Below are 25,091 nucleotides of genomic sequence, written 5' to 3'. Positions count from 1 at the left end.
CTTGCGTTACGCACCACTGACGCCATACTGCGCCATGAGCTGCGTAAACTCGGCATGTGTCTTTGCGAAATGGGACTTCCCTGTTTTGTCAGCAAAGAAGTAGTAGTAGTCGGTATCGGGTCGCTCAGCGACCGCTTTCAGACTTGCCAGTCCCGGGCTACAGATCGGTGTTGGCGGCAAGCCTGCCTGCGTATAGGTATTGTACGGGCTATCAGGGTAGACATTCCCGCCGCTATCCTGTAACGGCGTCCAGTATTTCGCTGGCTTTTCCTGATTATCACGCGCATACTGTACCGTCGGGTCGGCCTGTAGCAGTTTACCAATCTCTGGATTCACCTTGTAGAGCCGGTTCCAGTAAACGCTGGCGATATTCGGGCGATCTTCCTCCACTTTTCCGGTCTCGCGCTCCACAACCGAGGCCAGTGTCACTAGATCATACAGCGACATTTGATGCTGCTTCGCCAGCGCTTCCAGCTTGTTCTCTTGCACGACTTCGGTCGTCTTCGTTATCATGCGTTGGATCACCACGCGGGCATCAGCATCAACAGGGATCTCATAGATAGCCGGGAACAGGAAGCCTTCCATGCTATCGCTTTGCTGGCTGATCTGTTTCAGCAGAGGATATTTCCCATAATCAGGAAAGCTCTTGATATTGTGGGCATATTTCAGGAATTCGTCCTTCTTGAAATTCACCAGCACTGGACTGGATTGTGCAACCGCATTTGCTATCTCTTCGAGGCGATATCCCTCTTTCACCAGAACCTGGGTTGCATCAGGCTGCGCATTCATAAATTCGTCGATAATCTTATCAATTGTCATACTTGAATTGAGTTTATTATAGACGCCCGCCTGTAGTTTTCCGTCTAACCCCCGCACCCGCGACCACAGGCGAAAAGCAAAGGCATTCTTAATAATGCCATTTTTCTCCAGCTTTTCAGCGATATCGGCTGTTGTTTCCCCCGGCTTAACAGTGATTGACACAGTTTTGGCATTCTTTGCATCACTCACAGGAAGAAATATAGACGTTACCGTCGACCAGGCATAATAGAGACCGATAAAGATAATTACTGCCACCAGGATAATGGAGATAACAGCAGCCTTTGATCCTCCAGGTCGTTTCATAGTTCCTTTTCCTCTTGTTTGCTACTCCGCAGAGAGTCCAGATATTCTTGCAGGATCACAGTAGCCGCCAGAGCATCCAGCTCATGCCCTCTCTGGCGAGACTTCCGGGAGTGTGATTGGCCCGAACGTCGCGGCTTTCTGCCCGCACCACTTGGCCGATGCAGCAAAAGACGTTCGGCCTCTACGGTCGAGAGTCGTTCGTCCCAGAATGAAACGGGGAGGGATATGTGTGCTTTCAGGCGCTCAGCAAACGCCAGAATGCGCTCTCCCTGAGCGTGAATAGCGCCATCCAGACTCACGGGAAGGCCAACAACGATCCCTTCCGCCTCTGTTTCGTCAACGATCTGTTGTAATGCCGTCCACAACTGTTTTTCACTGCGAGGGACATGGAGTGTCGTATAGGGTGAAGCCAGCAGGCCGGTGGCATCACTGACAGCCACACCAATGCGCACCTCACCCACATCTAATGCGAGTAATCGAGTCATAAAGAGAAAAACCTTTGTGCCGTTTTGGTTTCTGTTCTCCGCTTCCTCACAGGCAGGGACAGGCTGTATGGTAAGCTTATGACAGCTTTATAACCATACTACGTCCTGTTCCAAATGATAGTTACGGTTTCGGCTTCAATGGTACTAGAGCGGGTTTCAGATGAACATGAATATTCGGTTGAAAATAAGAAATCCTCGGGAAAAATGTCGGCTGAATCGTTACCTCCGTTTTCTGAAGGTACTGCCGATATTTTGCCTGTAAAAGCGACTGTGCTTCTTCAACCGATTTTCCAGAAACGAGCTTCTGTACATCCTCCTGCTGAATGGGTGGAACAGCTTTCCCCGCAGCAGTAAATTCAAGGGCCAGATTGGAGCCTTCACCCGCGGTCTTCAAGCCTTTGATGTCAACATCCTGTGCAAGCTCTTCGTTTATAGTATACCCTTTGAGCGATTGGTCTTTTTCAGCCTGGAGTGAAACATTGAGCGCTTTCATTGTAGCATCTTGTAACGACTTTGCCCGCACCACCATTACTGTTACACTAACGCGTACCAGCGCGCGAAAAGAGCCATCACCATTCACAACGCTATCCACTTTCGGCGCATTCACCAGCGTCGTTGTGAATGCCGGTTTCCCGATAACATCCTGTTCAGAGGTCTTCTGTTTTTGGAGCCAGTCCTTCACAGTGGTGTTCAGTAGCTCATCCTGAAGCTTCTTCGTCACCTTCTCGCGGTCAGCTTGCGTTACCGCCTTCGCCATACCGGCGCCTCCCCCTTTAATCTCGGCAGCATTGATGACCTGAATCCGAAGATCCGATACATTCATACTGCTCTTTTTCGCGATCTGCGCTTTACTCTCATCGGGAATAACCGTGACCGTACGAGCCGGGGTGTTGCCCGTTTCACCGGCCTTGATCGCCACCACATCAACGGTGATAGAGGGAACGTCGCTTCCCTGCGGACTGAGTGTCAGTTCAGCAGTTGTCTTATATTGTTTCTCGCCATTTTCGGTCTCAATGAGGGTTCCGGAAGGGATGGTGACATACCCCGTCCCATTATTGGTGAAGGTGACGCTTCCGGTCGCAACATTGGTATCAACTTTCCTGGAGCCAGTCGCAACGCCGGTGCCCTCACCGGTAAAGGTATTTTTCAGCACATCGGCGGGAACCCCAATCGCTCCCGTCGGTCCCTGTTGATCGTGGGGGTAAGCTGTCAGTTTGACCGCGTGGCTGTAGTCGCGCAGGTTCACCAGTAATGTGATATCAGCAGCAGGTACGAAGAAAGCCAGAGAGCCAAGCGCCAGAATGAACAGAAGAATGATACTGAACATCAGGACGGGGAAGCGCCTGCGCTGGCGCGTTTGCTTTCGTACAGAACTGGCACGCGAGATGGGTTCCAGTTTGCGCGAGGTTGGACGCCCTTTGCGGGTCATGGGACGCAGAGCCCCCGAAAGATCGGTGCGCTCCATCTCCGGGCGAGCAGTCCGCGGGGTAATGGAAGGCTGACGATTCAAGGCCCGCGATGTGCGTGAGTGTTGGCGTGGCGGGACCGCCCGCGGCGGCTCTTCCTCGATTAGCGGCACGCCCTCTTCCTCTTCCAGCGGCTCACGCGGTGTGAGAGGAAGCGAGCGGCGATTTTGACGAGGTGCCATCGGCTCTTTTTTGCGAGGCCGTTCCCGTTGTACAGGCGCTTCTGGAAATATATCAATTGTCTCGGCCTCCGAAATATCCTGCTTGGCTGAACGAGAGGGACGTTCAATCCGGGTCGGAGCCTCTTCAAGCGGGTAGTCCTCTTCCACAGGAAAAATATCCATCGGGACACCGGCCCGCTGCTCATTGCGCTGTGAGAACGTGGTATCATCCAGATACTCAAACGGATCTTCAGAGGCGGGTGTTGAGGGAGATGCAGGGTATGCGGAAAGCACCTCGTCCTCATCGACCGGAGTAGACCCCGGCTGGCTGCTCATCGCAGCCTGACGAATATCTTGCGATATATGATAATCCTCGATTAGTAGATCAGGCTCCTCATCAATCTGTTCGGGCGTCAGGGGCCGAATCGGAGGCGTGATCTCTCGCTGTTTGTTCTCATACGAGGGCAGCGGATCTTCCTGAATTTCAAAGGGAGATTCATCAAACGCAGCACCGGAGAAGGGTAGGGGACGAGACGCCTCTTTCGCGGGACGACGTGAGTTCCAGGGTTCACGGCGCTCTGGAGGGGCCTTGCGCACAGGACGGTTTTCGGCAGGAGCTTTTCGCGTGCCCACAGAGCGACCTTTATTCAGAGAAGAGGTCCGCCCGGTCCTGCTTCCTCCCTGTAAGGGCTTTGATCGCTCAATGGGTGCCGCCTCCAAAGAGTTCGCCACCCGGAACTTGACGGCCTGTGCAACCGAACGGATCTGAGGATCGGAACTGATAATCAGAACATCTTTGCCCATCTCACGAGCACGGGCATGCAGGAGCTTCCAGGCCACATGGCTCCGTAGCTGCGTCTGCGCAGGAATGACCATGATTACCCTACGAGATTCTATATGTTCAAGGCGTTCTCTGACGCTGGTTAAGTCGTCTTCTGGTCCTATGTAAATCGTCTGCTCGTCACTCATAGCCCTAAAAACCCCAATCAAAGTACAGGTTCGAGAACTACCACAAAACGCAGCCAGATTTGACCGGGCGAGCCTCCTGCATACCCGTTTAGATGTGCATGCGATCTATCACATTGTCCAGGGCATTCTCAAGCACAGAGTTCTCATTCTGAAGTTCCACCGCCTGAAATGCAAGCGCCATCGGTGTGATATCCTGAGCATCCTGCAACAGTCCTTGTGGATCAAGAATATGGTTTACCATCTCCGGCAGCACAGTACGCACAATCGGCTGACGCGAGAACGGAAGCCGCTCCGTCCAGGGGAATGCTTCTAGCTTTCGCTGGATATCAGAGAGCCCGGAACCACCGCCAACAACATAGATGGCAGGTGGGAGAAGCTCCCCTTTTGACAGCTCCTCAACCAGCAATTCGACGCTATCCATCCATGTTTCACATTCCGGCTCTAGAATCGAGCGAATCTCTTCAACAGCACTCCCCTTCATCTCACCACTACTATAGCTTAACTTTAAGCGTTCTGCATCTTTCAACGAGATGCCCTTACTATTTGCAATTCGGCGCGTAAACGTGCGCCCCCCAAGCGCAAACATGCGCGTCTCTTCAATGCCTCCCTGTCGTACCAGGGCAATATCAGTGGTGCCTCCACCAATATCAATAAAAATCGCGCCGCTATCTGTGCCTGCATTCATGCTTAAACAACGGGCCAGAGCATAGGGTTCCGCGACAATCGCGATCAGCGAGAGATCTAACCCCTGAGCCACCGCTTCAAGTGCCCCCAGTTGCATCAGCGGCGCAAAGGCACTGAAGAGCGTCAACGAGAAGTAGCGACCAGGGAAGCCGATCGGATTGGTAACGGTCTGCCCATCAATGCGCACCGAGATCACCGCGGCATTGGTCAGGCGGACCTCAACATTGCTCAGCCCGGTTTCAGCGGCAATACGCGCTTTCGCGTTCTTCAAAAGCTTTTTTTGTGCCGACACAATCAGTTGTTCCAGCTCTTCCCGTGTAATCGGCCTGGTCGGATGCTGGCGGGTTACACTGACGTGGGTCGATGCTCCTTTGACCAGTTCGCCAGCGATGCCAATCACCGCCGCCGGGGCCATGGTCCCCGCCGACTTCTCAGCCCGTAAGAGAGCTTCATTACAGTTCGCAATGACGCCCTGAATATCCGTCACTATACCATCAGCCATATGAGAATAGCTCTGAGGATACCGACCGACCCCCAGAACCTCTGCATGGTCTCCCTGTACCTCAATAATCATGGCTTTAGCATAGGCCGTCCCAACATCAAGAGCGGTAAAGAGCTGACTCTGCCCGGTATCCAGAGCCTCATCATACCCTACTTCTGTTTCGCTATAATAGCCGTCCGCGTCGGAACCTCGTGTAAACAGCTTCTTGAGCCAACCTTGAAAGAGATCCATCATTGCACGTTCCCGTTTTTATTGCTTTTCGCCCTGTAGTGGCGGGAGATCCCTGCTCTCGCCTGCAATCCTTTCTTGCGGGCTGCTCCTTTGGAACAGGCCACAGACGCAAGAGAGAGGGCGAGCGCTTCAGGAAGCCGCTGGCTTCGCACAGGCAAGCGGAAAAACAGATGATGCCCGGTCTATTGTCAGCATTATGCACGTTACTTTATAACACAAAAATAGCGCTTGTGGCAAAGAGTGATAATACACGTTGCGGCAACAAGAGAGAGCATTGTGTAAACTACATCCCTGCGCCTGTGGGAAAGCGACAAAAGCGAAACCAGTTCCCTCCTTGTTCCTGACACGAACGAACGGGGGAAAGGGAGTCAGATGACTCCCCTTCACAACGTGCCTCGCTTGATTATTTAAGATTCTCTTTCACCAGGACAGGGACAAGATCAAGCGCAGCCCCCATCTCAGCCTTATTCTTGCCACCACCCTGCGCGGAATCTGGACGACCGCCGCCCTTGCCGCCGAGGCGCTGGCCCACTGCCGCAGCAAGTTTCCCGGCGTGCAGTCCGCGCTTTGTCAGAACCGGGTCAACGCTCGCCTGAATCGCGACACGCTCACCGAAGGCCGCCGCAACAACAACAACAGCGGGCTGATTGAGCTTCGCTCGCACCATATCGCCCATCTCGCGCAAGACTTTATCGTTAGCAACCTGCGCCACCGCGGCCACCACCGGCACACCGGACACATCCTGAGCCCGGCTCGCCAGCGTTTCGGCCTGCTGCTGCGCCGCCTCACGCTGATACTGCTCTATCTGCCGCCGAGCCGCCGCCAGATCCTGCTGAAGCAGCTCAATACGAGCTTCCAGCTTGTCGGGCTGCACCTGCAATTTGGTGGCCAGCGTATCAACCAGGGCGCTCCGCTGGCGCAAGTAGGCCTCCGCCGCACGTCCGGTCAGAGCTTCAATGCGCCGGACACCAGCCGCAACGCTGCCCTCCTGAACAGTGACAAAGATGCCAATCTGGCCGGTAGAGGCACAGTGCGTGCCGCCACATAGCTCTTTACTGCTTCCCATCGAGACAACACGTACAACGTCGTCATACTTTTCGCCAAAGAGCGCCATTGCACCCGTCTGCATCGCTTCCTGTAAAGGCATTACATTTATATGAACGGGATAATCGGCGCGAATCCAACGATTAACCTGGGCATCAACCTGAGCAATCTCAGACGGAGTCAGCGGACGCGGAGAGCTAAAGTCAAAGCGAAGCCGCTCGGGTTCGACCAGCGATCCACGCTGCTCAACCTGCGGACCGAGCAAATCACGCAACGCCTTATGCAACAGGTGAGTCGCGCTGTGGTTGCGCATCGTGTCTTCACGACGATCCCCGATCACGGATGCCTGCACCTCATCACCCACACGCAAATGGCCTTCGGTCAGCTTTCCATAGTGAACAATCAGCCCCTTGATCGGACGGCGCGTATCCTGCACTTCAAAGAGTCCCATCGGCCCCTGAATGGTGCCCCGGTCACCGATCTGGCCTCCACTTTCCGCGTAGAATGGTGTCGAGTCAAGAATCAGGAGCGCCTGTTGTGGAGCACTGATATCCTCGGCCTCCTGGCTATCTACGACCAGCGCCAGTACCTTTCCATTCCCGGCCACACCCTGATATCCGGTAAACTCGGTCGGGCCGTGGCGCTGTAAGATCTCAGTCAGCACCCGATCATCCTGCTTCTGAACGAACTGGCTGGCGGCACGGCTGCGCTCCTGCTGCCGCTGCATCGCCTCTTCAAAGCCGGCGGTATCGATCGTGAAGCCCTGCTCAGCGGCGATTTCCTGGGTCAGTTCCACCGGGAAACCATGTGTGTCATAGAGCTTGAAGACCTGCTCACCGGGGATGACCCGCTCCTGCTTCTTGTTTAGTTCGGTCAGCAGCTCATTCAGCAACTGTAAACCGGTATTAAGCGTCTGGCTGAACTTCTTCTCTTCCATGCTCAGCACTTCAACGATCCGATCACGCTTCTGCCGCAGCTCGGTATAGTAGTCTCCAAGCAAATTGATGACGGTATCAGCCGCGATCGAGAGGAAGGGCTTATCCAGCCCGAGCAGCTTGCCGTGTCGCACAGCGCGACGCAGCACGCGTCGGAAGATATAGCCACGCCCTTCGTTACTGGGAAGCACGCCATCAGCCGCCAGAAAGACCAGCGCCCGCGCATGGTCAGCAATCACACGCAGCGAGACATCAGTCTTCGGATCTTTGCCGTACTCGGTTCCGGTCAACCCGGCAAAGTGATCGATAATCGGGCGATACAGGTCTGTCTCAAAAACAGACTCACGTCCCTGTAGCACCATCGTCAGGCGCTCAAGACCCATGCCGGTATCAATATTCTTGCGAGGCAAAGGCTCCCGGGTTCCGTCGAAATCCTGATAATACTGCATAAAGACAAGGTTCCAGATTTCGAGGAAGCGTTCGCAGTCGCAGCCAGGCTTACAATCGGGCCGTCCACAACCATGTTCGGGACCACGATCATAATAGATCTCAGAGTCAGGACCACAGGGACCGGATGCGCCCGGAGGGCCCCACCAGTTGTCTTCAAGGCGCACGATGGTCTCATCGGGAATTCCGCTCACTTCGGTCCAGATAGCGGGGGCCTCATCATCTTCAGGGTGGACAGTCGGATACAACTTATCAGCGGGCAGACCAAGCACCTTTGTCAGGAATTCCCAGGCAAAGGTGATTGCCTCACGCTTGAAGTAGTCACCAACAGAGAAGTTACCGAGCATCTCAAAGAATGTCAGCGTCCGCTGATTGCCAACAATATCGATGTCGGTTGTACGAAAACATTTCTGCGCCGAGGTCAGCCGTGTCGCCGGAGGAGTCTCACGTCCCAGAAAGTACGGAATCATCTGTTGCATCCCGGCCGTGGTGAGCAACACAGTGGGATCATTATGAGGGACAAGAGAGGAACTGGGGACCTTGACATGACCTTTACTGACAAAGAAATCAAGAAATCGCGCTCGAATCTCAGCGCCTGTTAGTGTTGTATTGACAGACACAGCAACCCTCCTCAAAATGGTAGGAGCATCTTTTTTCTGACGGATCTTCCTTGCTTTATTGGTCTCAATCCTCAGCAGCCTCAAATGCAAGCCTCAGGAGTCTTCTAAGGCTGCTGCAAGCCTCAACCACGATAGCAGAGGCGAGAGAAGAAGGAGAAGGGCTTCACCCCCTTGTATGGGTTTCAGAGACTCCGGGCTGAGCGTTCTCTTTGGAAGAATAGGCAGACTCCTCTGAAAACCTTTTTTCTCTTTCTAAAACGGATTTATGATTTCTACAATTGCCTGGAAATTCCCGTCATTATTATATGCAGAGAACGCCACTGGCGGCTTTCTCTAAAGTGTTGTAAGATAAAGCACGCCACATACTTGTGTACTGAAACAGTCTTGTTAAAGAAAAATATTCGCTGTGGCGATAGCTACACGGTAGAAGGAAGGGGCCCCCCCGAACAGCACTTCACCGAGCATATTCAGCCTTATTATAGCGCAATATAATGAATACTGTATATCTGCGCATGCGCATTATATCAAAGGAGAAGTAGTACCGCAATGGACAGAGCCGACTCCCCTCAGGAGAAGCGAGTTCCACTCTTCATCACCATACCCGAACGTTCGCTTGTTGTTTTGTGTGGTCCGGCAGGAGCCGGGAAAAGCACATTTGCACATTCGTTGATCCAGCGCTACAAACACCGCAAGTTTGCGCCAACCATGATCGTCTCATCCGATTATTGTCGTGCATTGGTCAGCGATGACGAAACCAACCAGTTTGTCAGCAAAGATGCATTTGATATCTTCCACTACATCATTCGCAAACGTATGTATCAGAATCGCTTCACAATCGCAGATAGTACGGCTCTCTCCACAGAAGCACGCTATAACTTGCTCGATCTGGCCGCAAAGTACCACTATCATACCTGTCTGCTCATCTTTGATGTACCGCTGGATGTCTGTCTTGAGCACGAAGAGCAGCGACACCGACGTGTGGGTAGCGAGGTCATCAGCTATCATCAAGAACAGCTTCGTAAAGCCATTGAGGACTCACAGCGTGAGCCCTGGAAACAGGTGCATGTGCTCCACGAAGAACACCTGACCTTAAATAGCAATCTGATTCGCATTCGGATTCTTCCCCCGCCACCTCCGCTAGCAGAACCACAGCAAGAGAAATCAACTAGCGGAGAGAATACACGCGGCTAGGCATCCTGCCTGGCCGCTCCCTTTATCTATCTTTTCGCTGCATGTTGGCGCGAATCCTGTTCTCTGGTATGGTACAATAGAAGCAGTATCCGCCGCTCCTGTGATGCATAAAAAGCGTACGGAGAAAACTATGAGACAGAAAAAACAGCCAGAGAACCAGCAACATACGTCCAGCTTCTATAGTATGCATACGCAGCCCGTAACGTTCAGTAATACAGCACCACTTCCTCCGCTGCATCTGCCCGCGGAGTCACGCTGGCGCTCGTTTGGCCACTCCTGCAAACAGTTTGGCGTCGCCCTGGTGCGCAAGATCAACCAGATGCTCGGGCTGGCGTTGCTGGTTACATTTCTGCTGCTTGGTGGTCGTTTTGTGTTGACAGGTTTCCATCTGCAACGACATCCAAGCCTCTTTGTCCAGTGGATGTATCTGTGCAGTGATCCGCTGGCACTCCCCTTTCAAAATGTACTCCCTCACACACGCTATCAGGGCTTTCTGATCGATGGCTCGCTGATTCTTGCCATTGTGGTCTATTGTATTCTGGCGCTGATTCTACGCCGCTTCCTGACCCTGCTGATCACCGAGCCCCGCTGATTCGCCCACAGCGTTCGGCAACGAATGTGATACGATACATTCCAGTCCGGAAATACACGCTATTTGAAAGGATTGGTCCGAGATGACGAACCAGCGCATCTGGCGCAAACCGGGTCTGCGCTATCCAGAGCCGTTTGACGCGCTTTTTTTTGATGTGGATGGCATTCTGCTCTACACCGTTGACTCCTTCCATGCGACCGATATTGCGACCGCTGAATATGTCGTCGGGACACTGCACGGGCTGGATTGGGGGCAACACGAGGGGAAACCGTTGGTTACCCTCCAGGATATCGAACAGTTTAAGCTGGCAGGCGGCTTTAACAATGATTGGGATATGTGCTACCTGCTTTCCTCGCTTTATACCGCGATTTGGCGCGAGTGGCGCGGTACAACCCTGGCGGCACGTACAACAGAGGAATGGGCAAATCTGGCCCGGGAGGCTCATCTAGCGGGCCGTGGAGGGCGCACCTGGGTCAATACTGTCGTGCCGGAAAGCGCTCGCCTGGATTATCACATTGTCGGCGATATCTATCATGAATACTACTGGGGGGCCGAGGGCATCAGAACCTATTATGGGCGCGAACCGCGCTATGTCCAGAACCAGCAGGGACTTTATCTGCGCGAACACTTCCTGTTTCAGCCAGATATCTTTCAGCGCTTCCGTGCAAGCGGCATTAAACATATGGGGCTGATTACAGGACGTGTGGGGCCAGAAGTAGAGGTCGCTCTGGCAATGCTCGAACGGTATACCGAAGAACGCTGGTGGGAGGTGGTGATCCCGGGGGATGTCTGTCCGAAGCCCGATCCGCGAGCGTTGCGTATGGCGATCGCTCAAACCGGTGCCAGGGGAGGGCTTTTTATCGGCGATACTGCGGATGACCGCGATCTCGTTCGCTACTATATGGAAAGCCGTCAGGCAGGCGAGCCAGAATTTCTCAGTGCGATGATGGTCAATCCCTCAGAGATAGAGCTGTACCAGCAGCGCGGCGCAGATCTCATTGTCAAATCGATAGATGATCTGCTCTTGTGCCTGCCCGAAGGTGTTGCGGAATAAGAGAAGACCGGGGAAAACGCCTTATTCCCCGGTTGACAGCTTTTGCTGCTCTTCTTCAATCAGACTGACCAGATATTGCAGCTTCTTGATCGCATGCAGAGCATTGCGCTTGTTGCGCTCATAGCCATCAGGATCAAGCTGCATAAACCAGGCACGAATATCCTCGTCCGAGGTATCATACCATTTTGCATCGGCCTGAAGACGCAAATAGACGCGCATCTGCGGATCGTTCTTGCGTCGGGCAAGGGCCTGCTGTTTGGCATCGCCCGCGCTTTCCTGCTCATCAGCAGCAATCGCTTCCGCCAGCTCCACATCAGGATGCAGTTCACGGTAGAGCGCATCCACATCAGAGGCACGAAAAAACGTCTCCTTGCCCATACCGCGCACTGGCTTTAAACGCCCATCTTTGACCCACTGCTCCAGTGTGACACGAGTAATACCTAGCTTCCGTGCGGCTTCACTGGCATCAATAAACGCAAAGCGGCTCGGTCTTCCAAGCATCAGCATATCCCTCCATGTACTAGTATGCCAGCAAAGAGAACCCCCGGCTCTCGCCACTGTTTTGACATTGTACTGATATCCTTTCAGGACAGACAAAAAGTCTATCCGTTTCTCGCAATTGCTTTGTCTCTGGTTTCTATTATAGCGCATTCAACTGCTCCACTTCGACTCTCCCCGGATGGCCAAAGCGACTCTCGTTTTTCCTACCAGACATAGAACTTTGTAGTACATTGCAGTAGAACCTCTATTACAAAAACTTCATTTTCTATCTGGAGAGCAGAAATAATAATACAATATTAATGTCTATCCCCTATAAAACCGAAGCGTAGCATGTTAGAATACTTGTCGGAAGAAGTGCATTGTGTGATAGCACTGCGGAGAGACCAAACAGATCTATGTGGGAAGGGAGAGAAGCTGAGATGATTATATGCAAATGGCTTACCGGACCATGGCCACGTTATTTCCTCAAGAGCCCGCTTCTAGTGCGCCTCTCACTCTGTATTTTCAGTTTCCTCATCTGTGCCATACTCCATATGCTGGTTATTCCTCAAATAAACAGCGGATATATTATTTCTATACCTATGTTCCTGGCAAGCTGGACCTTTGAGAAGCGAGGAGCCTGTACCGTATTCTTTGGTCACATGCTGCTTAGCTGCCTCTATGCCATATTCTGGCTGCACTACTGGCCCGCCACCTACCTGACCTCTTTCATCGGGAGCACGTTGCTGCTCAGCATCGAGGGCTGCTTGATGGTCTCGCTTCGATATATTCTGAATGAGTCAGAGGCTGCCAGACAGACGACCAACCAGGCGATTCAACAGGTCAAAGCGGCGTATGAACAGCAGCGACAACTCAACCAGCTCAAAAATCAGTTCATCCTGAACGTCAACCATGAGCTCCGCACTCCACTGGCCGCCGCCTATGGCTATCTTGAGCTCCTGCTTCACCTGTTGGAAGAAAACGGCACGCTTGAAAAAGATGCGCACAGCGTATATATCAAAAACGCATTAAACTACTGTGAGGAGCTCACCCGGCTGGTCAATAATGTGCTGGATAGCATGGCAATCGGCAATGACAACGGTCAGCTTCAGGTAGAGACGCTCAATCTCCTGAAAAGCGTCGAGGAGGTAATCCAACACTTTAACACGCTTGGAGAGCGCCAGCAGTCGATTCAGCTTGAGATCTCCCGCCACCTCTTTGTGCATGCGAACGCCCAGTGCCTGCGCCATGTCCTTTATAACCTGCTCTCCAACGCATTCAAATATGCACCTCCACAGAGTCAGGTGCGTGTCAGTGCCCATGTTGAGCAGGGAACAGGGAACGTCTGTATCTGCGTGAAGGACGCCGGGCCGGGTATTCCTCCGGAAGAGATTCCGCTGCTCTTCGGGCAGTTTGTCCGCTTACAGCGCGATCTGGGTGGGCCGGTTCGTGGCAGTGGATTGGGGCTCTATATCAGCAAGCATCTGGTTGAGGTTATGGGTGGGCGTATCTGGGTTGAGAGCCGGGGTATTCCGGGGGAAGGGAGCAGTTTCTGCTTCACCCTCCCCGGGATCGGGCAACAACGATACAGTGAGAAATCGTCATCCTATTCTGAAACGGCCCGATAGAACATCAGCAATGAGCTACCATATCGACGTTCATCATAGAGCTCAAGCTGCTGACAGGCCACCGCGGCCACTCCAGGTCGCTCCTTCGGATGAATCTGCACAATCACCAGTCCAGCGGGGGCAACCAGTGGAGAGCCATCCAGGAGCGCCAGCGCCCGGGCAGCCATCTCCTGATATTGAGGTGGCGCGACATAGATGATGTCATACGGGGGCCGCACCCCGACAGGAGCTTGCAGGAATTTAAAGGCATCGCCGCGAATCGTCTCCGCCCGATCAGCCAGCCCGGTAATATCCAGATTTTCCCGCAAGATGCGCAGGACCTTATGATTCATCTCGATAAAGGTTGCATGGGCCGCGCCCCGGCTCAGGGCTTCGATCCCCACATTCCCCACGCCTCCGAACAGATCCAGAAACCGGCAATCTTCCACCCGCGTCGAAAGGATGTCGAACAGAGCGGTCTTCACCCGATCAATAATCGGACGTGTTCCTGCCGACTTCGGAGATTTGAGCTTCCGGCCTTTGGCCTCACCAGTTACCACGCGCATAATGTTCCTCCTCTAACAATTGGATCAGAGCCTCGGCCTCAGCAGGAAAGTTGTCCTCCTTCGCCCAGGAGATCAATTCTTCGCATTGTTCAGCCTTCAGCTTTCTGGGCGAATCAACACTCCAGACGCCCCGAACCAGCGTCATCACCTGTTGCTCGCTCAAAGAAGAGAGGATCAGGTTCTGAAACGCGCGCCAGCGATCAGCAGACGGGGCCTCCCGCCCGCGAACCGCCCGCAAGCGCCGCAAGCGATAGTGAGCCCGCTCCACTGGATCTGAGGTAGCAGGAGGCGGCCCGATCTCCTCTTCCTCCTCGTCCTCGCTATAGGGTTCATCTTCTTCCTCGTCAAAAAAGATCTCTTCCTCCTCCTCCGGCTCCGTCTCTTCAGCAAAACGCAAGGGAGCAGATGGCCGTTCGAGCGCTTCCGTTTTTTTCTGCTCGATAGCGATTTCTTCGGCGCCCTGCTCGCGCAAGATGCGTGCCTGAGGAGCAGACTGCCGTCGCTCTGGCTCAGCCTGCCGACCCGCCGAATTCTCTCCGTTTTTGTGAGCCTGCACCATCCGTAACTGCTGCAACGCCTGTCGATAGTTTACACCCTGTAATGTGCGAAGCCCAAGCAGATTCAGAATGTCGCGGGGCTTCAAGTTCAGCTCTTCCTGCGCCACATGCAAGAACTCGGGCAGCGACATATTGGCTACCCCCTCCGAGGGTCCTGCCGCGACTGTCGGCATACTGATCCCAGAAGAAGAGCGCGGAGAAGGCGGAGTCGTCGCGCGACGCTCTGGACGAGGCGGCATGGGCTTTTCCGGTTCGGCCGCCGGTAGCTGGACCGTCTGTGGAGCCGCCTCGGACGCAGGCTTTGCCGCTGGCGGCTGGCTCTGAATAGCACGACTGGCACGGGCCGGGATCGCAGGAGCTGTCTGTTTCTCTTGAAGAAACAAGGGAAGGCGCTGCTCTACATGAGCAATCAATTGCTCCATCCCCTCTTCTGCTTCACGGAAGAGCTGTTCTCGTGCCTCGGCGGTTGCCCCGAGCGGCACGGGGATGCCCATTTCCACTGATTGCTTGCGACCCTCAACTATAAATTCTGTGGCATAACGAAGCCAGATATAGTCTTTTCCCCCCTCGGGCTTCTCAACTCTCATATTCATTACACATGCTCCTGCACATAGGCTATGCATCCCGCTCGCGGGCGCACTTCAAGCTGTTTCGAGTTTTCGGATCTTTATTATAACGTCAACAATCCCTATTCACAAATGGACGTATGCTCTCTTGAGCAAGCTGCGAAAAACAGTTCAGCATATGAAAAGCGGCAAAATCAACGGTGTGAACGCATCACAGCGGTATTGTACAACGGACAGCAGGGAGAGGGAAAGGCTTCTACCAGTACTGATGAACCAGCCCTCTGGAATGGGAGATAAGGCCCGCTTGCCTGCACCTTTTTGTGACTGCTCCGTTTTCGATATTGAAGATATCCTCTATTTTTGTTATCGTAAAAGCGGCAATTTGCCAGACCAGAGTATGATTGAAGAGAGTGAAGTAAAAGTGAATGAGTAGCAAAGCAGCAACCAAGAAGAAAAAGCTTTCTATACCCAGAAGCATCACCATATCTCAGCAATGGCAACATATCCTTTTTTATGGAAGTGCCGTTCTCTTACTCCTCATTGGCCTCGTCATGCGGCTGTATCATCTGGATGCGCCCTTTGATCGCGATACCTACGATGAAGGTGTCTACTGGCAAACCTTACGTGCGATGAGTGCCGGACACCCGCTATATAAGGAAACATTTTACTCACAGACGCCCTTCTTTATTCTATCGGTTTTTCCATCCTATGTGCTCTTCGGCCACTCGCTCTGGGCGGCCCGGTTTGGTATTGTCCTGATCTCTCTTCTCGGTCTGGTCGGTGTCTTCCTGATCGGTCGAGCACTGGCAGGACGCATGGGGGCACTGGTTGCCCTCTTTCTTCTGGTCACCGATCAGCGCTATCTGGCACAATCGCAGACGCTACAGGCAGATGTCCCCTGTGTGGCGTTCGCCGCGCTGGCGGTTGGGCTGGCCCTGATGTGGTGGGAAGAGCCAACAGGACGCCTGGCATACTGGTACACTATCGGTTGCGGCATCTCTCTGGCCCTGAGCCTGATGAGCAAGCTCTTAACGGTAGGTGCAGTAGTCCCCATTGGCCTGCTGCTTCTCACCTTTAGCTGGCTCCAGATCCGCAAGAAGGGGCCGGTCAAGCCCAAACCATTCAGGCCCATCCTGTTTGGTCTGCTGGCCTGCGCGGCGACCTGTCTGCTGCTGATTCTCCCCTTTCTTGGCAGTTGGCCCCAGTTCTGGGATAGCGTTGTCTCCTTCCACGTGGTTGCAGGAGACGCTTTAAAGCAAGAGCATAGCAAGAACTTTGGTGCGATTCGCAGCCTGCTGACCGGCTTTCTGACGTTCCCTGCTTTGATCGGGGCCGTGATCGCCTGTCTGCGCAAGGACTGGCGCGTACTTCCCTTGATTGCCTGGACGCTTGCCACTATTTATGTGCTCTGGCAGCAAGTGCCTCTCTTCCCACATCATTATGTTGCTATCACTGTGCCGCTGATCAGCCTGGCCGTGATCGGGCTGGCTCCCGCGAAATGGGAGCTTGATCTCAAGCAGTGGCAATCGGCGCTTCAGATTACGATGGCTGCAATGCTGGTGCTTGTCGCGCTAACAGCTGCAACCAATGCCCGCCCCATTCGTGGCTATTATAAGATGCAACATGGCATCTCGCGTCAGGATCAGCAGGTCATCAATGATTTGCAGCGCTATACACAGCGTGGACAAAACGTCATCAGCGACGCACAATTCCTTGTCGCCCTTGCGGGACGCGACACGCCACCCGATCTGGTTGACACCTCCTCGGTACGGCTGACATCCCATTATCTGACCACAGAGATGCTGCAAAAGGAAGCCAGTAAAACAGAGGTCAAGGCTGTCCTCTTCTATACCGGACGCCTGATTCTCGATAAGGATTCCGCGTTCCATACCTGGGTCAAGCAGCACTATAGGCTTGTCAAATCGTACGGGCAAAACAAAGAGCTATGGGTTAAAATATAAAGAGCGCGGGTCTTACGCGCGAGAGGAGGGAGCATGCAAAAGAAAAAAGTCTTTAGTTCAATGGAGCTCTTCTTGCTCGTGTTTCTGCTGGGATCGTTGATTCTTTCCCTGATTCAGACCTGGAGAGAAGAGAAACAGCGGGAAGAAAAGGGATAATCGCCCTTTTCCTTCCCGGGCCTCAGGCCGCAACCAGCGGCGCGGTCCTCTGCATCACATCACGATAGCCCTGAAGCAGGCATTCCATTGCCTCAAACCAGCTATATCGACTGGCAGCCCGGCGCGCGTTTTCGCCCAGTTGCAGGCGAAAAGGCTCCTGTTCAATCAGTCGCTCAAGTGCAGCCCGATAGAGCCGTATCTGCTCTTCTGGCTGCTTCCCCTGAAGCTCAAGCAGTAGCCCATTAGAGCCATCCGTTACCAGATCACAGATGCCCTCAGCCTGTAATCCCACCACCGGCAAGCCCGAAGCCAGCGCTTCAAGTGCCGCCTGCCCGAATGTCTCGGTTGTTGAGGGAAACGCAAAGAGGTCAGCCGAGGCATACGCCGTTGCCAGTTCCTCCCCCTGCAAATAGCCTGTAAATGTCACCGGAACAGTCGCCAGCTCCTGCCGCAACTCGGCCGCCGCCGGCCCATCCCCGACCAGCACCAGATGACAGCGCTCATGAGACATCCCCTTATATGCCTCAACCAGCAGGCGCAGATTCTTCTCGTACGAAAGCCTCCCGACATAGAGCAGCAGGCACTTGTCACGCTTATCCTGAAGCCAGCGGGCCCGAAGCTCGGCACTTCTCCGCTGAGGCGTAAAGAGTGCTGTATCCACGCCACGAGGCCAGATGCGTATATGCGTAAAGCCCTGCTGCCGCAACATCGTCGCAGTTGACGCGGAAGGGCAGAAAGTCAGTTCGCACTGGTTATGAATAAAACGGTTATAGAACCACATGGGTCGAGTCAGCAGGGGAAAACCGAAGTGTGTACAATAAGCCGCCAGGTTGGTATGATATGACGAAACAATTGGTGTACCAAGGAGCCGAGCTGCCGCCAGGCCAGTAGCGCCTAGAATCACCGGATCAACTACATGGATAATATCAGGTCGAAACTCGTAGAGACGGCGTACAAAGAGCGGTCGAAAGAAGTTGACTCGCAGCTCAGGGTAAAAAGGCAGCGGGATACCGGCAGTCCCGAGTACTTCAGCTCCTGCATAGCGTTCCATGCCAGAGTCAGGACCAAGCAAAAGCGCTTGATGGCCGGTGAGCTGTAAATGTTCCAGAAGACGGGCAAGCGTGCGTGTGACCCCATCCAATTTAGGTAGAAAGTTTTCAGTAATCAGAGCAACACGCATAACCCCCCTCTTTCGGTCAGCAAATATGCCAGAGAACGCAGAAAGTAAGACAAGACAGGTGACTTCGTTTCCAGCATATTCGGTATTCATTAGAGGGATTTTAAGTCACAGTAATAGAAATGTAAAAACATGGCTAAAAAGAGGTTAAAGGCAGCGTATGCCTTATACCAAATGTCCTATTCTCCACAATAGATCGTCATGGTTCAACAATCTTATACGTTATACTCAACAGCAAAGCTACTTTCTAAGCAGACTGAGAAATATGTACACAGGGACTACGTGGAATGGGTGACGAAACCCTATACGATGACGAATAGGAAAGAAGAGGGTATAGAAAACAGCAAACGTAATATACTCGCAGCACAGAAAAGGAAGCAGGTAAAGGACTGTGAAACGGCAATTTAAACCAATACAACCTGGACTGAAAGATAAAGCGTCTAGCAGTCCACAGGTGTCGCAAGCCGGGACGACACCTACGATTCCCCCCGAACAAGCACAGTCTCAAGCAGCACATCCCGCATCCCTTTCCGGTATTTCGGGAGCGGGGCCTATTTCACAATGGGGACAACAATTTCAGGCACCCGGAAAACAACCACTATTTACCAGGCCATTGACCGGGAACCTGGATCAAAACCATACAACCCAACAGCAACATCCATCAACCCTACCAGGCATCGGCCCGAGCTGGGGAGGCGCGTTCTCGCCCGATCAGTCCGCCATTCAAAAGAAAACACTCTCACAACAGCTTCCTGGTGGCTCTGCAACCTCCTTATCCGGTATTCCGCAGGGGAACAGGCCGGTCACAGGTCCTTTTGCACAACATAGCCATCCAGCCGTCAAGAACCCGGTTTCCCAGGCAAATCATTCGTTCGCGGCTCCCTTTGTCAGTCCGACCAAATCAGGCCAACTTCAACAGACTCCAGGCCCGGTGACGCTTCCACCGGTTGGTAATGTAAAAATATCGGGGAATCTGGTTTCACCAGCAGGAGAACCCCCATCGACAAAGCCTCCAACAGGTAAAAACAAGAAAGGGAAGCGCCTCCCCATGTGGGCACGGATCCTGATTGCTGTCCTGGCGGTCCTGGTTATTCTGGGTGGTAGCGCCTTTGCCTACTACCAGATCAACTTTGCCAGCTCCATCGGGAACATTCTCGGGCAGCAGGCAGACCGAAAAAACAAGAATGACAAAGTGGATCATAATGTTGACCCAAATAATATTCTCAGCGGGAAACGCCTCAATATTCTGTTGCTTGGAAGCGATAATGACGATAAATTTAAAGTAGATCTGCTCACTCAATCGGTGATTATCGTCACGATCGATCCACAAACAAAATACGTGGGTATGCTCTCGATTCCTCGTGACCTGATGGTCCGCATGCCAGACGGCACCACTGAGAAAATGATGCGCGTCTTCTCAGCGGGCTACACGCCTAAATTTGCCGAGACAAAGAGCAAAGATAAGGCTCTGGCCGCCGGAGCAGGCATTACGATGGATACCATCGAGAATCAGTTTGGCATCCCCATTGACTATTATGCCTGGGTTGGCCTTGATGGTTTTATTAAGGTGATTGATACTGCGGGCGGCGTCGATGTTGATGTCATCCACCCGATGGTTGATGATACCTACCCTGACGATGTGCATAGCTCTGACCATTCAGGGTACAGGCGCCTCTACATCGCTCCCGGCCCTCAGCACCTCAACGGTGTGGAAGCGCTGCAATATGTGCGAACCCGCCACGCAGACCTGATCGGTGACTTTGGACGCTCCCAGCGCCAGCAGCAGGTCTTGAACCAGTTGAAGACCAAGCTCGCTACCATCGACACGATCGGTAAGCTTCCTGAACTGATGAAAGATATGGAAGGCTATGTGAAAACTGACCTCTCCCTGAACCAGTTGATTCAGCTCGGGAACTTTGGCCGCGAGGTCGATATGAACAAAGTTGATCGCATGGTCTTCAGCCCGCCCTATTCTCAGAAACTGGATGAGAAAAGCGAAGATTACTACCCGGTCTGCACGCAGATGCAACCGGTTCTGGAAAAGATGTTCGGCACCGGCACCTGCAACCAGACCGGGAACACCAGCACGCCAAACCAGATCGCCAGCCAGGCACAGCAGCCTTCCGCTGTGACCGCTTCATCTCCGCAACAGAAACCGCTCCTGCTCAATGATGAGATTACTGGAGCCCAGAACATCGTCAAACTGATGCTGATGGGTGTCACAGGGTCCTTTTCCGTCTGGTCATAAACAGGCCGTAACAAATGTCCACACACTGGCGTTCTTATCATCAGAAGAGTCAACAATAACAATGCTTGAGAAGGGGAGCAAGGTTATACTGCCCCCTTCTCCCCTGTTCTAAAATAGCATGTGGTTATGGGAAAACAGGCTATCATTATGAAGAAAAAAAGAGAGCTATTCGTTCTCCTGACGCTTGTCGCACTGCTGCTGACGGGCTGTCTGGGTACAGATACAACCTATCAACAAAAAGATCTCGGTGATGGGAAGACGCTAGAACTCAATACACAGGTTCCCTTAGCGGGGAAGCTGTATTTTACCTTGAATCATGATCTCTATGTGCTGGATGCATCGGGGCCCAAACAACTGACCAAAGGAATGGAGGTTGTTGATCCTGCCATTTCACCTGATGGCAAAACGCTTGCCTTTATTATCCGCTATAAAAACTATTCGGATCTCGCTATCATGCCCGCAACAGGTGGCAAGCCGAAAGTGCTGCTGACCGGCAAGGGAGAATACATTCCCAATCCAAACTATCCGGCACCCAAAAGCACCCATGTCTGGTACGCCCAGCCTGCGTGGCGCGACAATACACACCTTCTCTTTTTAAGCGATCTGCGCAAGCTCCAAATCAACCCGGGGCAGGATGCCTTTATGCTGGATTTAATGGCGTTCAGTATAGATATCAATGACTCCCGATTATCGCAAATTAATGCACAGACTGTGGATGACTACCCCGATGTAGTCCAGCACGTGACCTATTCCATCGCGGGCGACGGCGGACACCGTGATCTCAGCGTGCGCCCCGGTCACCCCGGGCAGATCGTCTTTACCAGCTATAAATATGATGCTTCTCGCACGCATCAGGTCGTACAACTATTTCTACAGGACGCCGATGCAATCGCGCATGCGCCACAGGGCACCTATCAGCCCGGCATTGAGGAGATACAAAAAGATCCCGCCGTGGCACTGACACCCGATCAGGCAGATCTGTTCAATATGCAGGCATCGTTTTCGCCCGATGGCAATACCTTTGTGTATATTCGCAAACCCAACCCCACCAGCAATATGGAGCTCTACACCATGCCGGTGGCCGAAGATGTCACAGCCACACCCAATGATAAAGCGACAGAACAAAAGGCGCTGCAACCCTATAGTCAGTCGACGATGCTGCTCCAGTCTCAGTACATCAGTCAGCCAATCTGGTCACCGGACAGCAAATATATCGCTTATATAGGCTATGAAAACAACATCTTTAACCTGTATGTGCTCGAAGTCGTCAAGGAGGGGAAAACCTATAAAAAAAACGGCGATCCGATTCAAGTGATCAAGACCGACGGTCAAAAAGTACAACTGAATGCTGATTCTCGTTTGATCTGGACGAAATAGCCGAATTGAATAGTTAAGGGATATATTTTAAGTAGAAGGTGATGGAGAGGTAGCTGTGGCTACCCTCCCCATTTTTGTTCACTATTTTCTGTATCTCAGGAAAACCAGAAGATGAAAAGATCGAGATATTTTCACACACCGCTCTTACTACTGGCGCTCTCACTGCTCCTGACGGCTTGTCTTGGCCCAAACAACCAGCAAACCAAACTGGACAACGGCGCAAATATCGAAATCAATAAAGATATCAAGCTTGCGGGGAAGCTCTATCTTACACTGAACCGCAATCTCTATATGCTGGATTCATCCGGCAGCCTGAAACAATTGACAAAGGGACTTGATGTGCGCGACCCGGCGATCTCACCTGATGGCAAAAATATCGCTTTTGAGATTCGCCACAAAAACTACTCAGAAATCGCCATTATGCCGGCAGGGGGGGGCACACCGAAGGTTATCTTGAGCGGGAACGGAAAGTTTGTCGGCCATGATACCAACGGAGATGGCACAGATGACTTTGTTGATACATCCTATGCCTGGTATGCACAACCCATCTGGCGCGACAATACACACCTTATTTTCCTCAGTGATATCTGGAAATACCAGTACTGGCCCAATGCCGACGAGGGGCGCTCGTTTGCCGCACGCTCGCTAGAACTCATGGCCTTCAGCGCCGATATCAACAACCCGACACTTCAACAGATCAACGCGTACACTGTCGGCGACTATCCCGATGTGTTACAACCGGTCACCTATGCTATTACTGGTGATGGCGGGCACCGGGACATCAGCCTGCGGCCCAACCACCCTGACCAGATCATTTTTACCAACTATCAATATGACAGCAGCAACGAGCATCAACTGATTCAAATCTGCCTGCAATACGTGGACGGGATCAAGAACGCTCCACCCACCGAAACCTATCGTCCGGGACTCAATGGCATACAGCGAGATCCCTCACTCGCACTGACCCCGCAGCAGACCGATATGGCGAATATGTTGCCCTCCTTTTCACCCGATGGCAACACGATCGCCTATATCAAAAAGCCTAACGTTACCAACTCCCAGGCCGAGCTTCGGGTCATGCCTGTGATTGATGACAGCCTGCTACAGACACCCAATGAACAGGAAACGACGCAAAAAGCGCTCCAGCCCTACGATCAGTCAACGCTCATACTCAGTGGCGAGTATGTCACACAACCTGCATGGACACCCGATGGCAAATACATTTCCTACATCAGCTATAGCGATCACACCTTTCAGCTCTCACTTATCGAGGTAGCGAAAGAGAACGGCAAATATAGCAAAAAAGGGGAGCCTACCACCCTGATCAAATCAACCGATCCCAAAGCGCAGATCAACGCCGATTCACGCTTCATCTGGACGAAATAAACCCGTTGGGCGAGAGAAGGGGAAGGCTCTTCTCTCGTCTCCTGTCTGATCAGACCGCACACACCTGCGTTTTTCTCAGGAAACGTTTGTGTTCGTCAACCAAATTGGTACCCGAAACGTAGTGAATTCAGAGACCACTCATACCCCCTGACAGGAAAGCGTTATCATGCAAACATCGAAGTATATCAAAACAGGGCTTCTTCTGTTGATTCTGCTTCTGCTGGCTGGTTGCCAGAGCCCGGTTCGGAAAAGCCAATCAACCACCCTCGGCAATGGGACCAGCGTCGACATCAACAACGAGTTGAAGCTTCCGGGAAAGCTCTATTTTACCATTGGCCGCGATCTCTATGTGCTCGACTCCTCAGGTACACCCCGCCGGCTGACCCATGATATGGATATCCGCGACCCGGCAGTCTCGCCCGATGGGAAGATGCTTGCTTTCGTGATCCGCTACAAGAACTATGCGGATCTTGCCATTATGCCAACCAGCGGCGGGAAGCCTCGCGTCCTGCTTACGGGCAAAGGTGACTTTACACCCAATCCCCGCTATGCCTCAGCGATCAGTACACATACCTGGTTCGCCCAACCGACCTGGCGCGATAATACCCACCTTGTTTTTCTCAGCGACATTCGCAAGCTTCAGATCAACTCCGGACTGGATACCTTTATGCTGGATCTGATGGCCTATAGCATCGATATCAACAACCCGCAATTATCTCGCATCAATCCGCAAAACGTTGACGACTATCCCGGTGTCCTGCAACATGTCACCTACGCGGTCCTGGGAGATGGGGGCCAACGAGACCTGATTATCCGTCCGAACCACCCCGATCAGATTGTCTTTACAGGTTATCAATACACCCAGGATCAACAGAGCAAGCAACTGATTCAACTCTTCACCCAGAACATCAACGCTATCGCAAAAGCTGAGCCGGGAACTTATCAGCCCGGAGCTCCGGGCGTGCATCGTGATCCCTCGGTTGCTCTGACTCCGGCTCAAGCAGATCTGATGAACATTCAGCCCGCCTTCTCGCCCGATGGCGCATTTCTGACCTATGTGCGCAAGCCCGATCTTGCGACGCCCGGCATGGAGCTCTATGTGATGCCAATCGCTGAAGACGTCATCACCAGGCCCGATGATAAAGCAACTGCACAAAAGGCGCTGGAGCCCTATAATCACTCAACCCTGCTGCTGAAAGCCGATCTTATCAGTCAGCCTGTCTGGTCTCCTGACAGCAAGTATATCGCCTATATTGGATATGAGGACAACACCTTCAATCTGTACCTGCTTGAGGTCCAAAAAGCAAATGACACCTATCAGAGGAAAGGCGACCCGATACTGTTGCTGAAGGCCAGCGATCAGCAGGCCAGACTTGACGCGGACTCGCGCATTGCCTGGGTGAAAGGATAAAGCGCCAGCCACTCTTTTCCGGTGTTACCGAACCCAAGGGGACCATGCAGGCAAAAAGAGACAGGTATACTGAAGGTCACAAAACTCGACGGCATA

20 protein-coding genes are annotated in these 25,091 nt (G+C 52.9%); 11 read left to right on the top strand and 9 right to left on the bottom strand.

Annotation, left to right across the window (positions count from 1 at the left end; genetic code table 11):
- Nucleotides 1-6: 6 nt before the first annotated feature.
- The 5 genes from mltG to alaS all read right to left on the bottom strand — a co-directional run bounded on the left by mltG (nucleotide 7) and on the right by alaS (nucleotide 8,666).
- Nucleotides 7-1,122 (bottom strand): endolytic transglycosylase MltG, encoded by a 1,116-nt coding sequence (gene mltG / locus EI42_RS18660; protein ID WP_111324148.1) that lies wholly within the window; start codon nucleotides 1,120-1,122, stop codon nucleotides 7-9.
- Nucleotides 1,119-1,607, bottom strand: coding sequence for a Holliday junction resolvase RuvX (gene ruvX, locus EI42_RS18655; protein ID WP_111324147.1), 489 nt, complete (start codon nucleotides 1,605-1,607; stop codon nucleotides 1,119-1,121). The genes mltG and ruvX overlap by 4 nt, the downstream gene beginning before the upstream one ends.
- A gap of 121 nt (nucleotides 1,608-1,728) precedes the next feature.
- On the bottom strand, nucleotides 1,729-4,110 hold the full coding sequence (locus EI42_RS18650; protein WP_211326248.1) for a baseplate J/gp47 family protein: 2,382 nt from the start codon (nucleotides 4,108-4,110) through the stop codon (nucleotides 1,729-1,731).
- 181 nt (nucleotides 4,111-4,291) lie between these two features.
- Nucleotides 4,292-5,623, bottom strand: a complete 1,332-nt coding sequence (locus EI42_RS18645) for a cell division FtsA domain-containing protein (RefSeq protein ID WP_111324145.1) — start codon at nucleotides 5,621-5,623, stop codon at nucleotides 4,292-4,294.
- Between the two features lie 400 nt (nucleotides 5,624-6,023).
- Nucleotides 6,024-8,666, bottom strand: coding sequence for an alanine--tRNA ligase (alaS, locus tag EI42_RS18640; protein ID WP_111324144.1), 2,643 nt, complete (start codon nucleotides 8,664-8,666; stop codon nucleotides 6,024-6,026).
- 546 nt (nucleotides 8,667-9,212) lie between these two features.
- On the opposite strand from alaS, the gene EI42_RS18635 reads away from it, so the two are divergent.
- From EI42_RS18635 to EI42_RS18625, 3 genes are all read left to right on the top strand, one after another.
- Nucleotides 9,213-9,857, top strand: coding sequence for an AAA family ATPase (locus EI42_RS18635; RefSeq protein ID WP_111324143.1), 645 nt, complete (start codon nucleotides 9,213-9,215; stop codon nucleotides 9,855-9,857).
- A 130-nt stretch (nucleotides 9,858-9,987) separates the two neighbouring features.
- On the top strand, nucleotides 9,988-10,449 hold the full coding sequence (locus tag EI42_RS18630; protein ID WP_170142742.1) for a YggT family protein: 462 nt from the start codon (nucleotides 9,988-9,990) through the stop codon (nucleotides 10,447-10,449).
- Between the two features lie 82 nt (nucleotides 10,450-10,531).
- Entirely contained in the window at nucleotides 10,532-11,503 is a 972-nt protein-coding gene (locus EI42_RS18625) for an HAD family hydrolase (protein WP_111324141.1), read from the top strand.
- Nucleotides 11,504-11,524: 21 nt separating this feature from the next.
- Here the strand turns inward: EI42_RS18625 and EI42_RS18620 are convergent, their stop codons facing one another.
- A complete protein-coding gene (locus EI42_RS18620; RefSeq protein WP_170142741.1) occupies nucleotides 11,525-12,004 on the bottom strand; it encodes a helix-turn-helix domain-containing protein in 480 nt (159 codons plus the stop codon).
- Nucleotides 12,005-12,645: 641 nt separating this feature from the next.
- Here EI42_RS18620 and EI42_RS18615 point away from each other — a divergent pair.
- On the top strand, nucleotides 12,646-13,611 hold the full coding sequence (locus EI42_RS18615; RefSeq protein ID WP_211326247.1) for a sensor histidine kinase: 966 nt from the start codon (nucleotides 12,646-12,648) through the stop codon (nucleotides 13,609-13,611).
- Here the strand turns inward: EI42_RS18615 and rsmD are convergent.
- On the bottom strand, nucleotides 13,590-14,156 hold the full coding sequence (gene rsmD, locus EI42_RS18610; RefSeq protein ID WP_111324138.1) for a 16S rRNA (guanine(966)-N(2))-methyltransferase RsmD: 567 nt from the start codon (nucleotides 14,154-14,156) through the stop codon (nucleotides 13,590-13,592). The genes EI42_RS18615 and rsmD overlap by 22 nt on opposite strands.
- Nucleotides 14,137-15,306 (bottom strand): hypothetical protein, encoded by a 1,170-nt coding sequence (locus EI42_RS18605; RefSeq protein WP_111324137.1) that lies wholly within the window; start codon nucleotides 15,304-15,306, stop codon nucleotides 14,137-14,139. Before EI42_RS18605 ends, rsmD begins: the two co-directional genes overlap by 20 nt.
- Before the next feature lie 151 nt (nucleotides 15,307-15,457).
- Between EI42_RS18605 and EI42_RS31985 the strand changes: the two genes are divergently transcribed.
- The 3 genes from EI42_RS31985 to EI42_RS34425 are packed head-to-tail and all read left to right on the top strand — an operon-like array spanning nucleotide 15,458 to nucleotide 17,396.
- Nucleotides 15,458-15,712: a hypothetical protein gene (locus tag EI42_RS31985; RefSeq protein WP_137686133.1), complete on the top strand. Its 255-nt coding sequence runs from the start codon at nucleotides 15,458-15,460 to the stop codon at nucleotides 15,710-15,712.
- Nucleotides 15,705-17,240, top strand: a complete 1,536-nt coding sequence (locus EI42_RS18600; RefSeq protein ID WP_111324136.1) for an ArnT family glycosyltransferase — start codon at nucleotides 15,705-15,707, stop codon at nucleotides 17,238-17,240. Before EI42_RS31985 ends, EI42_RS18600 begins: the two co-directional genes overlap by 8 nt.
- 33 nt (nucleotides 17,241-17,273) lie before the next feature.
- Entirely contained in the window at nucleotides 17,274-17,396 is a 123-nt protein-coding gene (locus EI42_RS34425) for a hypothetical protein (RefSeq protein ID WP_281278940.1), read from the top strand.
- Between the two features lie 22 nt (nucleotides 17,397-17,418).
- Here the strand turns inward: EI42_RS34425 and EI42_RS18595 are convergent, their stop codons facing one another.
- Nucleotides 17,419-18,576 (bottom strand): glycosyltransferase family 4 protein, encoded by a 1,158-nt coding sequence (locus EI42_RS18595; protein WP_170142739.1) that lies wholly within the window; start codon nucleotides 18,574-18,576, stop codon nucleotides 17,419-17,421.
- A gap of 388 nt (nucleotides 18,577-18,964) precedes the next feature.
- Between EI42_RS18595 and EI42_RS18585 the strand changes: the two genes are divergently transcribed.
- The 4 genes from EI42_RS18585 (at nucleotide 18,965) to EI42_RS18570 (ending at nucleotide 24,995) form a co-directional block, all read left to right on the top strand.
- Nucleotides 18,965-20,821, top strand: coding sequence for an LCP family protein (locus EI42_RS18585; RefSeq protein WP_111324133.1), 1,857 nt, complete (start codon nucleotides 18,965-18,967; stop codon nucleotides 20,819-20,821).
- A gap of 147 nt (nucleotides 20,822-20,968) precedes the next feature.
- Nucleotides 20,969-22,198: a TolB-like translocation protein gene (locus EI42_RS18580; RefSeq protein ID WP_170142738.1), complete on the top strand. Its 1,230-nt coding sequence runs from the start codon at nucleotides 20,969-20,971 to the stop codon at nucleotides 22,196-22,198.
- Between the two features lie 111 nt (nucleotides 22,199-22,309).
- Nucleotides 22,310-23,584: a PD40 domain-containing protein gene (locus tag EI42_RS18575; protein WP_111324131.1), complete on the top strand. Its 1,275-nt coding sequence runs from the start codon at nucleotides 22,310-22,312 to the stop codon at nucleotides 23,582-23,584.
- Between the two features lie 166 nt (nucleotides 23,585-23,750).
- Nucleotides 23,751-24,995, top strand: a complete 1,245-nt coding sequence (locus EI42_RS18570; RefSeq protein ID WP_111324130.1) for a PD40 domain-containing protein — start codon at nucleotides 23,751-23,753, stop codon at nucleotides 24,993-24,995.
- The last annotated feature ends 96 nt before the right edge of the window (nucleotides 24,996-25,091 follow it).

Source organism: Thermosporothrix hazakensis (genome assembly GCF_003253565.1).
Lineage (GTDB): Bacteria > Chloroflexota > Ktedonobacteria > Ktedonobacterales > Ktedonobacteraceae > Thermosporothrix > Thermosporothrix hazakensis.
The sequence above is the reverse complement of the archived record's forward strand: the minus strand, read 5'-3'. Positions and strand labels throughout refer to the sequence as shown.